The organism is Streptomyces sp. SID5464 (genome assembly GCF_009862985.1).
Lineage (GTDB): Bacteria > Actinomycetota > Actinomycetes > Streptomycetales > Streptomycetaceae > Streptomyces > Streptomyces chartreusis_D.
Genome location: NZ_WWIQ01000050.1, coordinates 164,203 through 177,935 on the forward strand (window position 1 = coordinate 164,203; position 13,733 = coordinate 177,935).

Below are 13,733 nucleotides of genomic sequence, written 5' to 3' on the forward strand. Positions count from 1 at the left end.
GGTGTGAACGAAGCGCTCTCCCACTGAGCTAATCGCCCGGGAACGCACTGAACAATACAGGTCCCGGCACGCTTCCTTCAAACCGCTTCGAGGTGCCTGGCCAGTCCGCGCGCTCCCGCGTGCATCATCAGCCGGTGATTGGCCCGGAAGGCGGGCCGGCACGGCACGGCGAGCCGCCGCAGCAGGGGCTTGCGGACCTCGACGACCTGGTCGTACCGCGCGAGGGTCCCCGCCCCTCGCGGTGTGACCGTCCAGCGCGCCCGGCCCTCGATGTCCCCGGACATGGCGATCTCCAGCACGCCGGCTCCGGGATCACGTCGCACCTCCCGCGCCGTGAAGGTCATGTCGTAGGGCAGGACGGAGCGGATCCGGAAGACGCCCGTCGTGTCGTCGAGCCGGGTCACCTCCCGGACCTGGCGCCACCACCGGGGGTAGTCCTCGGCGCGTTCCAGCGCCGCGTACACGGTGGCGGGCGGCGCGGGCAGGCTCCACAGACTGCGGAAGCGGTAGTGGTTCCAGTCCATGACGCCAGTCTGCCCACTTCGGGTGCGGGGTGTCTGAGTACGCGCCTGAGTATCCGCACTCATGCCGCACGGGGTGACGCGGACCACACTTCCGGTCATGACGCACCTTCCGCCCCCGGCCGAGGAGTTGCGGCTCCTCGATGCCGAACTCCGGCAACTGGAGTCGCGCCGCACCCAGTTGCTGGCCCGTCGCGCCTGGCTGGTCGCGACCCTGCAACAGGCACGGCAACAACCGCAGCAGGCCTGGGCTCAGGCGCGGACGCAGCCGCCACCCGTCGCATGGTCCCGCCCGGAGACCGCCGCGCCCAGCGTGCAGAACGTTCTGCTGGTGCTCGGCGGGGTGCTGCTCACGCTCGCGGCGGCGGTGTTCACGCTGGTCAGCTGGGGGCACATGGGGATCACCGGGCGGGCGCTGGTGCTCGGCGCGGTCACGCTGGCCGCGCTCGCCGGGCCGGCGCTCCTGCTGAAGCGGGGGCTGCGGTCGACGGCCGAGTCCGTGGCGGGTCTGGGCCTCGCGCTGACCGTCCTGGACGCCTACGCCCTGCACGAGGCGGCTCTCGCCGGGACCGACGGAACGGGGTACGCGGCAGCCGCGGCGGCGGTGCTGGCGGGGCTCTGGTGGGCGTACGGTCCGCTGCCGGCCACGGCCGCGCTGCGGCTGCCCCTGCCCTGCGCGGTGGCGGCGGCCCAGTTCCCGCTGCTGCTGTGGGCCCTGTCCGCCGACGCGGGTCCGTACGTGCTCAGCGCCGCGCTGCTGGCGACGGCCGGGCTCGACACCGTGGTGGCGCTGCGGGTGACGGCCGCTTCCGTGCGGATCTGCGCGGTCGTCGGTGCGTACGGCACGGGCGGCTGGGGTGCTCTGGGTGCCGGCTGGCTGTCCGTGACGGCCGACGGCCCGGGTGCTGCCGTCCGGGCCGGCGCGCTGCTCCTGCTCGCGGCGGCGATCGCGCTGGGTGCGGCCTGGCGGGTCTCGGGGCCGGACGTACGGCACGCCCTCGGTCTCGCGGCGGCCTCGGGGCTGCTCACTGTGGGTGCGCTCGGCGGGGTAGCCCGCTTCGGAGCGCCGTCGGAGTGGGCGGTTCCGGTTCATCTGGCCTTCGGGGTCGCCCTGTTGGCGGGGCTGCGGGCCGGGCGGCTGCTGCCGGACGCGGTGCGGCACGGTGTCGCCTGGGCCTCCGCCGTCGTACAGGCGCTGGCTCTGCTGTGGGCGCTGCCCGTCGTCGCCCTGGTGGTGATGGGGCCGGCCGGCCGGCTGGGCCGTGTGTGGGGCGGTGCGCCGTCGGACGCCCGTGCGGCGGTTGCCGTCGAGACGCCCTGGCCGTCGGACGCGGCGGCGGCTCCCGTTGTGCTGCTCGCGGTCGCGGCCGTGCTCGCCCTGGCGGTCCCCGCGGAGCGGTGGCGCCCGCGAGCCCGGCTCGGTGCGCTGGGTCTGCTGTGGGCCGCGGCGCTGCTGCTTCCGGCGATCCTCGCCGTTCCCCACCTCGCGGGGATGTCGGTGCTGGGAGCCATGACAGCGGCCGCGCTGTACCTGGGCCGGACCACGACGTCCGGCGCGCGGATCACGGCCCTCGTCCTGGCCCTGGTCACGGCCGTCGACCTCACCCTGGTCTCCCTGGCCTCCCGGACCGCGACGCTGGTCGTGCTGTCCGTGCTGACGGCCCTGCCGGCCGCGGCTTCGTGGCGGGCGAGCCTCGCCCCCTTCACGGCTCCGGCCGCCCTGGTGTACGCCACCGCCCTGGCCTCGGCGACGGGTGCCGCCGCGGACTGGCCGCCGGCCCGGACCGCCCTGCTGGTCCTGGTCGTGCCCGTGGCGGCCGCCCTGCTGGCGCCGCGTCTGGCCGCGTCCCGGGCGACGGTGCCGGTCGAGGCCGTGGGAGCCGCCGCCGGGCTGCTTGCCGTGGTCCTCGCGGTCACCGATCCGCCGCTGCTCGCCCTGGTGCTGGCGTTGTGCGGCGTCATCACCGCGGGCACGGCCCTGCGTCCGGACCGCCGCGCCCTCGGCTGTGCGGCCACCGCCCTGTTCGTGCTGGCCGCCTGGGTGCGCCTGGCCGCGTGGGAGGTCGGCACGCCCGAGGCGTACACACTCCCGGTGACCGTTCCGGCGCTGCTGGTCGGCGCCCTGCGCAGGCGCCGCGACCCACAGGCCTCCTCGTGGACGGCGTACGGCCCCGGACTCGCCGCCACGCTCCTGCCGAGCCTCGTCGCGGCCTGGGGCGACGCGCAGTGGACGCGGCCGTTGCTGCTGGGCACGGCGGCACTGCTGGTCACCCTGCTGGGTGCCCGGCACCACCTCCAGGCACCCCTGGTGCTGGGCGGCTCGGTGCTCGCCCTGGTGGCGCTGCACGAACTCGCCCCGTACGTCGTGCAGGTGACCGGCGCGCTCCCCCGCTGGGCGCCTCCCGCCCTCGCCGGACTCCTGCTGCTCGCCCTCGGGGCGACGTACGAGCAGCGGATCCGGGACGTCCGGCGGGTGAGGGCGGTCCTGGGAAGGATGAACTAGGCCCTGTGATCGCGCCGTTGGCGCCTCCGCGGCGCCTGTGGGCGTCTCGACTGCGGACGAGGCCCGTGATGTCATACCTTTCCCGGTCGGCCGCTGACGGCAGGCGGCACGGTCGGGCGGACGGGGGAGGCGTCATGACGGACCTGGAGGAATCGGCGGCCCGGAGCACGGGCGCCGAGGACCGGGGGACACTGGAGCGCCTGCTCTCGGTGGTGGGGGCGGGAGCCGTGGAGTTGCACACGGCCCCGGCGGGACTGCGGACGAGCGTCACCGGCGTCCATGTGCTGGACGCCCTCGAACCGGTCATCAGACCGCGGGAGTTACTGCTCGCGGTCGGCGTCGATGCGCGGTCGGCGCACGCGGTCGACGTGGTGCGCCGGGCCGGGGAGGCCGGTGCGGCGGGTGTGGTGTTCGGCCCGGGCCGACCGGAGCCCGCCGCGCGGGCGTTGCAGGCAGCCGCGGAGGAGGGCGGCACGGCGGTGCTCTTCCGTACCGCCTGGTGCACCTGGGCACAGCTCGTGGGGGTGCTGAGGGCGGGGCTGGCCGCGGCGGGCGTCCCCCCGGTGCCCGCGACCAGCGGCGTGCGTCTGGGCGATCTGGACTCACTGGCCGATGCGGTGGCGGCCCTGGTGGGGGGATCGGTGACCATCGAGGACACCGAGTCCCGGGTACTGGCGTACTCCTCCACCGAGGAGAACGTGGACGAGATGCGCCGACTGACCATCCTCGGTCGTCGCGTGCCGCCCTGGCGGGTGGCGGCCATGCGGGAGGCGGGGTTCTTCCAGGCACTGTGGGGCGCGGGTGACGTGCTGCACCGGCCGGCCCACGGCCAGGATCCGGAGCGTCTGGTCGGCGCCGTACGGGCGGGCGGAGAGGCGCTGGGGTCCATCTGGGTGGCGGCGGTCGCCGGCCGCCCGCTGGCCCCGAACGCCGCCGAGACGCTGCGCGCGGCGGCCCGGACCGCCGCCGCCCACCTGCTGCATCACCGGACCCACAGTTCGGAGGGCCGCTTGGTGGAGGACGCGGCTCGGGCGCTGCTGGAGGACCGGGGATCCGTCGAGGTGCTGGCGGAGCGGGCCTCGCTGCCGCCCCGGGAGCCCTGTGCCGTGCTGGCGGTGGGAACCGGGTCCGGCCACGAGGGGGACGACGACCCGTCCCGGCTGTACGGGCTGCTGTCCCTGCACTGCGCGGCCCTGGGTCACCGCGTCGTGGTGGTCCCGGCGGGCGGCAGGATCCTGGTGCTGCTGAGCGGGCTGGACCGCGACCCGGGGCGCGCCGATGACCAGGTGACGCGGCTCGGCGAATCGCTGGCCGGACAGCTGTCGGCGACGATCGGCACGTCGGTGAGGGTGGGGCTCGGAGACGTGGTCCCCGGGCTGGCGCGGACGCCCGCGTCACGCCGGTCGGCCGAGCTGGCCCTCCAGGCGCTCATCGCGGCCGCCGGACCCCGCACCGTCGCGCGGAGCGAGGACGTCGCGGACACGGTGGGCATCCTCCAGGTCGTCGACGCCCTGCGCGAGGTGGCGCTGCCACCGCGGACCTCGGTGGCCCGGCTGCGGGAGTTCGACGCCGCTCACAGCGGCAGCTGCCTGGTGGAGACCCTGCGCGCCTACCTCGACCACTTCGGTGACGTGTCCGCCGCCTCGCGCGCGCTGGGGGTGCACTCCAACAGCCTGCGCTACCGGTTGCGCCGGATCACGCAGGTGTCGGGGCTGGACCTGGACAGCCCCGACGCACGGCTGCTCGCCCAGTTGCAGTTGCGTCTGGGCGAGGACGCCGACGGATCACGCCCCTGAACGACGGCACCGAGCCGCGGCCGCGTACGTACTGCACCGCTTGGCCGCCGACACCATCGAAGGGCCTCTCCTTCGTCGTACCGCACAAGGCCCCGGCGTGGCCGAGGGGTTGTTGCGTTCCACCGCCGTGGGCGGGGCCCGCGTCTTTGACGACTCGACGAAGACGCCGTCCCGGTGCGGACAACAGTCTGGTACTCCACCCCGGGGCGGTCCCGGGCGCTGCGCGTACGACACCGGAAGGCTCACCATGACCGGACAGACCCCCGCCGCCGAGCGGCGCGAACGGATCCTCCAGGAAGCGGTGCGGCAGGGACTGCTGGACGCCGAGCGGTCCCAGCTGGCCGCCTTCGTCGACCTCGACGGCGTCGCCGCGACGGTCGACTCCCTGCACCGTGCGTTCCCCACGTCGCCCCGTGTGCTGCACGCGTTCGCCGCCAAGGCGAACTGCCTGGTGCCGGTGCTGGCGGAGCTGCGGCGGCTCGGCATGGGCTGCGAGGTGGCCACCGCGGGTGAGCTGGCCCGCTCGCTGGCGGCCGGATTCGCGCCGGACCGGATCGTCTTCGACTCCCCCGCCAAGACGGAGACCGAACTGCGGCGTGCCCTGGACCTGGGCGTGGCCGTCAACGCGGACAACCACCAGGAACTGGCCAGGATCGACCGGCTCCTGGGCGGCCACGCCCCGGTGTCGAGGATCGGGGTGCGCGTCAACTCCCAGCTCGGCGGCGGCAGCATCGCCGCGATGAGCACGGCGACCAGCACCTCGAAGTTCGGCATCCCCCTGGCGGACCCGGGAAGCCGACGGCGATTGCTGCGCGCCTACCACGACCACCCCTGGCTGACCTGGGTGCACACGCATGCCGGCTCGCAGGGCTGCCCGCTCGACCTCATGGCCGGCGGGGTCGCGCAGGCCGTGGAGTTCGCCGAGGAGGTCAACGCCTCCCTGGGACGGCGCCAGGTCGTCGGCATCGACATCGGCGGCGGGCTGCCCGTCAACTTCGCCGACGACGAGACCACGCCGACCTTCGACACGTACGTCCGGCAGCTGCGCGCCCAGGCGCCCGCGCTGTTCTCCGGCAGGTACGAGATCGTCACCGAGTTCGGGCGCTCCGTCCTCGCCAAGAACGGGTTCACCGCCGCGTACGTCGAGTACACCAAGAGCGTGGGCGGCCGGCCGATCGCGGTCACCCACGCCGGTGTGCAGGTGGCCACCCGGACCGTGTTCAACCCCGACGCCTGGCCCCTGCGGATCGAGGCGCACGAACCGTGCGGGAGGGCCAAGCGGGGCGGACCGGTCCGCCAGGACATCGCGGGCCCCGCCTGCTTCTCCGGGGACCTGCTGGCGCGGGATCGCGCGTTGCCGCTCCTGGCACCCGGCGACCTCATCGCCGTCCCGGACACCGGCGCCTACTACTTCTCGACGCCGTTCCACTACAACAGCCTGCCCGAACCCGCCGTGCACGGGGTCCGGACGGGTAGTGACGGCGGTGTCCGTTTCGAACTCCTGCGTCCCGCGCAGGACCCGTGGGACGTGCCGGGCCCGGACGGCCTCGGCACGCCCCCGCGGCCATGGGCGCACGAGCCCGTGCACGGCGTCGGGTGAGGAGCACCGAGGTGGCACAGGCCGGCCGGCGGGGGCCAGGCCGGGACGGACCGCTCCTCACCCAGCGCGCCGCGATCGTCTTCCTGCTGGCGGCCCTGGTCGGCATCGGTGCCACGGTGCTGGCCGCGCTGGCCGGCAACGTGTGGCCGGTCGCAGTGAGCGTCGGAGGCGGGGTCGTGGCCCCGGCCGTCCTGTTCTTCAACCAGATCATCGACTAGACGAGCGGACCCGCGGCCGGCGCGGTACGGCCGGGAAGGTCCGCTCGTCCAGCCCCCGCTACGGCATCTTGTCGCCGAGCAGGGCCAGGTTCTCGATGGCGGCGAGACCGTAGAGCGCGGTGTCGTTGGTGGACACCCAGGTCGCTTCGCTGCCCGGCACGAGTGTGGCCGGTCCGCTCAGCTTCTCCGTCTTCCAGGGTGCCGACTCCTTGTAGCCGTCGGAGTTGTAGAACTTCTCCCAGGCCCGCTTGGCCAGCTTCGCGTCCCCGGTCTTCACGGCCGCGTACGCGTCGAGGCGAGAGTGGCCCTGGAAGAGGATCAGGGAGCCGAAGTTGCTGCCGTAGCGGGCCGCCTGTTCGGCCTTGGTGGCGTTGAAGTAGCGGCAGTAGTCGAAGTAGGCCTCGTTGAACTTCGGCATGTCGACCAGGTCGATGAGCTCGGCGCACAGCTCGTTGAGGCCGAAGACGGCCGACAGGTGCGAGACCTCCACCTTGGGCTGGGCGGCGACGGCGAACCTGCCGGTGTCCAGGTCGTACAGACCGCTGCCCTGGACGAAGCCGTTGGGCTGGGCGGCGATGGTCTCCATGGTGGACAGCACGCGCGCCTTGGCCTTCTCCCACTTGGGGCCCTTGCGCTCCCACTCGGTCAGCCACGCCGAGACCAGGCCGCTCCAGTCGGTGCCGAAGCCGATCGACAGGGCGTGCCGGTCGGGCGTGTACGGCTCGGTGCGGATCTTGCGCAGCGGGTCGAGGGCGAGGAACGTCTCGTCGGAGTCGACGTTGGCGTGCATGAGGTCGCCGACGCGTTCGTCCGCCGTGAGGAAGTAGTAGTAGCGCCGGTACGTGGTGTTGGCGATGCGCTGCTGCTTGGCGCTGTCGGCGAAGTGCTGCACGCCGTGCCGGGTGCCGAGGCCCGCCCACTTGCCCAGGTGGTAGACGTCGACCTCGCCGGTGTGCCGGGTCATGGCCTCGGCGAAGCGGAAGATGTCCGCACGGCCGCTTCTCAGGTACGCGTACCAGAGCCACAGGTCCGGCGACAGCTCGGAGTTGTCCCAGGCGTAGCCGCCGACGTCGTAGCGCCACTGGTGCCGGACGGTGTCGTAGGTGTGCATGATGTCGCCGTAGTCCCAGAAGCCGTACCACCGGCGCATCTCCACCTGGTCCTTGTAGTAGGTGAAGAGGAAGTCGAGGTGGTCCTCGATCTTGGCCTTGGCGGGGGTGGAGCGGTCCGGTTCGGCGTACAGGCCCTTGCCGAAGACTCCCGCCTTGATCAGCTGCCTGGGCGGGGCGGCGAGCTGCGGGAGCACACGGACGGCCTGGACCTGCTCGGCGAGCTGCTCGGCGCTCGGGGTGGACTCGTTGGCCCAGAAGAGCAGTTCGGAGGTGCGGGCGATGCCGTACGGGGTGCCGAACTCGGGCTCGTAGTCCTCGTAGGTGATGTTGAGGCCCTCGATCTGCTCGGGGAAGGTGTCCTGGCCCATGCCGTCGTGGTAGAAGCGCATGTCCATGGGCTGGGCCTCGGGGGACCAGAGCCAGAGGGTGACCTCGGCCTCCTCGGTGTGGGCGTCCCGGATGTCGAGCTGGGCGGGGAACTTCTCCCAGAAGTCGCGCAGGCCGAAGGAGAGTCCGCCGCTCACCCCGCCGACGTACCCGAAACCGGAAGCGCGCCGCCCGCCGCCCGCCGCGATCCAGCCGTGGCCCTTCTTGGTGCGCTTGCGCACGGTGAAGCCGTCGGCGGACAGCTGGGAGAGGGTGTAGTCGCCCCACTCGGGGATGTACTGCAGCCGGGTGGTGACGCGCTGGTCCCAGGTGGCCGGGTCGGGCAGCTTCTTGCCCTCGTACTGCGCCGCCTGCACGGCCGCGCCGGGGTCGCGGCGCAGGCCGGTGATGCCCTTGACGGCCTCGCGCAGCAGGCCGGTGCCCTCGCCGCCTATGCGGATGTGCCGGTCGTAGGACTCGTCACGCATCGGCACGCCGAAGCGGACGCCGAGGCCGCGGATGAAGTCGCCGCTCGCCTTGCCGGGCTCCTGCTTCCCGTCGTAGGTGATGGTGTGCACCATGCGGAACGACTCGGCGCCCGCGTAGAAGTAGAGCCTGATGGAGAAGGGCAGCCAGCCGCGGCTGCCCTTGCGGTGCTTGCCGTCGATGCGGACGACCGCGCGGACCGGGCCCTCCTGCTCGACGGTGACCTTGTCGACGGCGCCGTCGAAGCGCTCGGTCCTGACCGCGCCCTGGTCCTCGTCCTCGATCTCGGGCTGGCGGATCAGCACGAGCCGGCCGTTCCTCGCGATCTCCGTCGAGCCTCGCCTGACCGACTTGACGATCGTGGAGCCGGACTTGCCGATCCTGGCGGTGATGACGCCGGTGGAGACGTCGATGGTGCCGCCGCTCTTGTCGACCGTGACCTTCTTCTCCGGTGCGGCGGGCGTCCCGGCGGTGAGGGTGAGCTTGCCGTCGCCCGAACCGACCGCGTGGGCGGTCCACTTGAGGGACCCGTCGGGCCAGTAGGCGATCGGCCAGGACTGCACGGGTACGGCCTTGCCGTCCGCGTCCGTCAGCGCGAACGTCTGGTCCTTCTGGTGGGCGCCCTTCGGCCAGGGGACGCCGACGGTGGAGCCGGGGGCCGCGCCGAGGCCGCCGTCCTCCAGCCAGTCGAGGGTCACCGGGTCGGCGTCGGCGGGCTCGGCTCCGGGGACGGCCTGCGCGTTCTGCGTCCCCAGTGCCCAGCTGAACTGGGCGGCGGCTCCGGCGACGGCGGCCGCCTTCAGAAGGGACCTGCGGGGGATGGGAGACATGGCGTTGCTGCCTTTCCTCGTCCGTGCGGGAAGCGAATCCGTACGCTGGTCAGGGGCATGACAGAGAGAGGGCGGGCGCCCTGGGCGCCGGCCCGGCAGGGGAGGAACCGCCGCTCAGCGGCGCCGGTACCGCTCCTCCACGGCCACGGCCGCCGCCGCGACGGCCCCGAGGACGGGGACCGCCAGCGGCGCGGCGAACCAGGCGGACAGGACCACCACGGCCAGTCCGCCGATGATCAGGAAGGACCCGGCCGGGTCGAGCACCGTCCGGCGCCAGGCCTCCGCCAGCAGCGTCCGCCACCGGGCCTCCGGCTCCCAGACCGCCGCCGCCCGCAGCCCGGCCACGACCAGGCCGATCAGCGTGCACACTCCGACGGCCCCGACCAGCGGCCCGCCGGGAATCCCCGCGCGGACCGCCTGGACGTCCACCCAGACCGCCGCCACGGCCGCCCACCCGGCGAGCCCGGCGAGCCACCCGCCGCGCACGGCCGTACGGAAGTCCGCGACGAACTCCCGCCGGCCACCGCCCTCGTGCGCGGTACGCCGCCGCAGATGCCGCGCACCCGCGGCGAAGGCGGCGGGATATGTGACGATCCCCAGCGAGGCCACCGCGATCCACACTCCGGTCAGCAGGCACTCGGCGAACACCGCGAACCTCTCGGCGAGCAGCGACTCACCCCGTGCTTTCACCCGGGTCCCGGCCATGCTCACCTCAGCCCTTCAGACCCGACGTGGCCATGCCGTCGATCAGATAGCGCTGGAAGGCCAGGAAGAAGGCGAGCACCGGCAGGAGCGCGACCAGCGACATCGCGATCATGCCGCCGTAGTTGGCCACGGCGTCCTGGTCCACGAACATCTTCAGGCCGAGGGAGACCGTGTACTTGTCGGGCTCGTTGAGGTAGATCAGCGGGCCCATGAAGTCGTTCCAGGAGTTGATGAAGGTGAAGATCGCGCTGGTGATCAGGGCCGGACGGCACAGCGGCAGCATGATCGACCAGTAGATGCGGACGTGCCCGCAGCCGTCTAGGCGGGCCGCCTCGTCGAGCTCCTTGGGCATGTTGCGCATGAACTGCACCATCAGGAAGACGAAGAACGCCTCCGTGGCCAGGTACTTCCCGAGCAGCAGCGGTGTGTAGGTGTTGATCATCTCCATGTTGCGGAACAGCACGTACTGCGGGATCAGCAGCACGTGGTACGGCAGCAGGAGGGTGCCGATCATCAGCGTGAACAGCAGGTTGCGGCCCGCGAACCTGATCCTCGCGAAGGCGTAGGCCGTCAGCGAGCAGGACGCCAGGATCCCGATCACCGAACCGACCGCGAGGAAGAGCGAGTTGTAGAAGAAGGTGGAGATCGAGATGTCGGCGATGCCGTCGGCGAGGCTGGTGTAGTTGGAGATGATCGGGTCGCCCGGGAAGAGGTCCAGGCTGCCGACGATGTCCTCGCTCTTCTTGAAGGAACCGCCGATGACCCAGATCACCGGGTAGAGGATCACCGCGAGGACCAGCAGGGAGCCGATGTGCCAGGCGAGGGATCCGGGCAGTTTGTGCCGAAGGCCGCCCGCTCGTGGGGTGGCGTCGGTGGCCTGCGCACTCATCGGGCGCCCTCCTCGTAGTGCACCCAGCGCTTCTGGGACCAGAACAGCACAGCCGTGACCAGGGCGACCGCGACGAGCAGCATCCAGGCCATGGCGGAGGCCAGGCCCATCCGGCTGTTCTCGAAGCCCTGGACGTAGAGGTAGCAGGTGTAGACCATCGAGCCGTCCGCGGGACCGCAGGCGTTGCCTCCGGCGCCGCCGCCGACGATGTACGCCGAGCTGAAGATCTGGAAGGAGTGGATCGTCTCCAGCAGGACGTTGAAGAAGAGCACCGGGGAGATCATCGGCAGCGTGATGTTCCAGAACCGCCGCAGCTTGCCGGCCCCGTCGACCTCGGCCGCCTCGTACAGCTCGCGCGGGACCTGCTTGAGGCCGGCCAGGAAGATGACCATGGGGGCGCCGAACTGCCAGACGGTGAGCGCCACCAGGCTGTAGATGATCATGTCCGGGTCGCCGGTCCAGCCGCCGACGCTGATCCCGAAGGCCTGCTGCGTGCGGTCCACGATCGCGTCGTCCGAGAAGATCGCCTTCCAGACGATCGCGACGGAGACGCTCGCGCCGATCAGCGACGGCGCGTAGAAGGCGGCCCGGTAGAAGGCCTGTCCGCGCCGCTTCTGCGCGAGGAGCAGGGCCACACCGAGGGCCGCGAGCAGCTTGAGCGGCGTTCCGACGACGACGTACCAGAGCGTCACCTGCACCGAGTGGCGCCAGCGGGGGTCGCCGAACATCTCGGAGAAGTTGTCGAGGCCGATCCACTTGGGGGCGTCGAACAGGTTGTAGTCGGTGAACGCGAAGTAGAGCGATGCGACCATCGGGCCCGCGGTGAGCAGCAGGAACCCGGCGATCCAGGGGGACATGAAGAGATAGCCGGCCAGGTTCTCCCGGCGCCGCCGCCGCTTGAGGGCGGCGGGGCGCGCGGGCTTCACCGGACCGTGCCGCGGCTCGGAGTCCTGGGACAGGCCCTCCAACGCAGGGGCGTGTGTCACGGTGGTTCCCATCAGCTGCCGAGAGCCGTCTTCGACTCGGTGAAGAACTGCTTGACGGCGTCGTCCACCGACCGCTTGCCCAGGGCCAGTTCCTCGGCGATGCGCAGGAACGCGGCCTCGCAGATGTCGGCGCCTTCCGGATGCGGGGTGATGGGCTCCAGGACACCCGCCTCGACGAGGGACTCCTCGTACTCGGCTATCGCCTTGTTGACCGGGTCGGCCGGCTTGTACGCGTCGTACTGGGCCTGCGTCGCGGGCACACCGCGGTCGTAGCCCATGATCTTGGCGACCTCGGGGTCGTGCACCATGAAGTCGATGAACTGGGCGACCTCCTTGGGGTGCTGGGTGCGCTTGGAGGCGCTGAGCATGAGGGAGCCGAGGTACTGGCCGGTCTTCTTGCCGTCCGTCGTCGGGATGGGCGCCAGGCCGTACTCGCTCTTGCCCTCGGAGGTGTAGCGGACGGTGAAGTTGTCCCAGGTGAACTCACTGCCGGCGAGCTCCGCCGCGACCGCCGACTTGGGCTTGATCTGCGCGACCTTCTTGGGGTCGGCGTAGACGCCCTCCTCGACGCCCTTCTTGGCCTTCGTCCACCACTCCGTCAGATCGGCCTCGGTGAAGCCGAGTCCGTCCTCCGTGAAGAACGCCTTGCCCTGCTGGCGCAGATAGGGGTCGTAGAGGTACATGACGCCGTACATGCCGCTGTCGCCGGCGCGGCCCGTCTTGTCGCGGATCTTCTTCATCGCCGCGTCGAAGTCGTCCCAGGTCCAGCCCTGCTCCGGCTTCACACCGGCCCGGGTGTAGACGGGCTTGTCGATGACCAGGGCCATCGAGTTGGAACCGACCGGAACTCCGAGGAGCTTGCCGTCGATCTCGCCGAACTTCTCGAGTCCGGCGCGGAATCCGTCCATCCGGAGGTTGCCGGCCTTGACCTGCTCGCTGAGATCGAGCAGCACGTTCTTCGCGTCGTATTTGCGCAGGAACCCGATGGCATTCTGGAACACGTCCGGCGGATTTCCGCCGGAGGCCTGGGTGTTGAACTTCTTCCAGAAGTCGAGATAAGGCTGGAAGTCCGTTTTCACCTTGATCTTCGGGTACTTCTTCTCGAAGAGCGCGATGGTCTTGTTGATGCGCTCGGCGCGATCCTCCGCACCCCACCACGCGTAACGGATCGTCACCGTTCCGTCCGCGGAGGTCCCTCCGTCGCCACCGCAACCGGTCGTCGCGGCCAGCCCCAGCGTGGCCGCCGTGGCCCCGGCCGCCTTCAGAATCGTACGTCTCTCAACATTCCTGCCGTTCACCACGGTTGGCCCTCCCCGCACTTCGTCCCGCTCGCATGAATCGTTTCAAGTAAGCGCTTGCTGGCACAAGGTACGGAGGGGCTGAGGGTGCGTCAATGATTCGGACAAGAATTTCTTACCGAGCGGTCCTGCAGCGAGGCGCGGCATGGAGGTGGTGCGCCGGGTCGACCGGGGTGATGTCACTGGTGGGGCCGGTGTGGTCGGCGGACCGAACGGGCCGGGACCGACCGCACGGCTTTCGGGAGCGACCGGAAGACGACGCCGCGGTGGGCGGCGGGAGGCCGGGCGGAAACTGGCCGGTTTCCGCCGACGGTCGCCCGGGAGGAGGACGGCAGGCGGGGCGCTCGACAGCCGGGACGACGGCCCGCCGCGTGAGGGTGCGCGGACACCGGAACGACGGCGGCCCACCTGCTCAGTCGCAGG

At 71.7% G+C, this 13,733-nt stretch carries 10 protein-coding genes; 4 read left to right on the top strand and 6 right to left on the bottom strand.

The features are described from left to right. Positions 1-77 precede the first annotated feature (77 nt). Positions 78-524: an SRPBCC family protein gene (locus GTY47_RS24800; protein ID WP_010046535.1), complete on the bottom strand. Its 447-nt coding sequence runs from the start codon at positions 522-524 to the stop codon at positions 78-80. A gap of 97 nt (positions 525-621) precedes the next feature. Between GTY47_RS24800 and GTY47_RS24805 the strand changes: the two genes are divergently transcribed. The 4 genes from GTY47_RS24805 to GTY47_RS24820 all read left to right on the top strand — a co-directional run bounded on the left by GTY47_RS24805 (position 622) and on the right by GTY47_RS24820 (position 6,638). Then, on the top strand, positions 622-3,024 hold the full coding sequence (locus tag GTY47_RS24805) for a hypothetical protein (RefSeq protein ID WP_102515039.1): 2,403 nt from the start codon (positions 622-624) through the stop codon (positions 3,022-3,024). A gap of 134 nt (positions 3,025-3,158) precedes the next feature. Further along, on the top strand, positions 3,159-4,820 hold the full coding sequence (locus tag GTY47_RS24810; RefSeq protein ID WP_010046538.1) for a PucR family transcriptional regulator: 1,662 nt from the start codon (positions 3,159-3,161) through the stop codon (positions 4,818-4,820). A 247-nt stretch (positions 4,821-5,067) separates the two neighbouring features. Further along, the gene (locus GTY47_RS24815; RefSeq protein WP_010046539.1) at positions 5,068-6,420 is read left to right on the top strand and encodes a diaminopimelate decarboxylase; all 1,353 of its coding nucleotides are present in this window, start codon (positions 5,068-5,070) and stop codon (positions 6,418-6,420) included. An 11-nt stretch (positions 6,421-6,431) separates the two neighbouring features. Next, entirely contained in the window at positions 6,432-6,638 is a 207-nt protein-coding gene (locus GTY47_RS24820; RefSeq protein ID WP_010046541.1) for a hypothetical protein, read from the top strand. A 58-nt stretch (positions 6,639-6,696) separates the two neighbouring features. On the opposite strand, the gene GTY47_RS24825 is transcribed toward GTY47_RS24820, so the two are convergent. From GTY47_RS24825 to GTY47_RS24845, 5 genes are all read right to left on the bottom strand, one after another. Then, positions 6,697-9,432 (bottom strand): hypothetical protein, encoded by a 2,736-nt coding sequence (locus tag GTY47_RS24825; protein WP_010046543.1) that lies wholly within the window; start codon positions 9,430-9,432, stop codon positions 6,697-6,699. A gap of 114 nt (positions 9,433-9,546) precedes the next feature. Continuing rightward, positions 9,547-10,137: a hypothetical protein gene (locus GTY47_RS24830; RefSeq protein WP_010046545.1), complete on the bottom strand. Its 591-nt coding sequence runs from the start codon at positions 10,135-10,137 to the stop codon at positions 9,547-9,549. A gap of 7 nt (positions 10,138-10,144) precedes the next feature. Next, positions 10,145-11,026: a carbohydrate ABC transporter permease gene (locus GTY47_RS24835; protein WP_010046547.1), complete on the bottom strand. Its 882-nt coding sequence runs from the start codon at positions 11,024-11,026 to the stop codon at positions 10,145-10,147. Continuing rightward, positions 11,023-12,024, bottom strand: coding sequence for a sugar ABC transporter permease (locus GTY47_RS24840; RefSeq protein WP_010046549.1), 1,002 nt, complete (start codon positions 12,022-12,024; stop codon positions 11,023-11,025). Before GTY47_RS24840 ends, GTY47_RS24835 begins: the two co-directional genes overlap by 4 nt. Continuing rightward, positions 12,024-13,313, bottom strand: a complete 1,290-nt coding sequence (locus tag GTY47_RS24845) for an extracellular solute-binding protein (protein WP_029181635.1) — start codon at positions 13,311-13,313, stop codon at positions 12,024-12,026. Before GTY47_RS24845 ends, GTY47_RS24840 begins: the two co-directional genes overlap by 1 nt. Positions 13,314-13,733 lie beyond the last annotated feature (420 nt).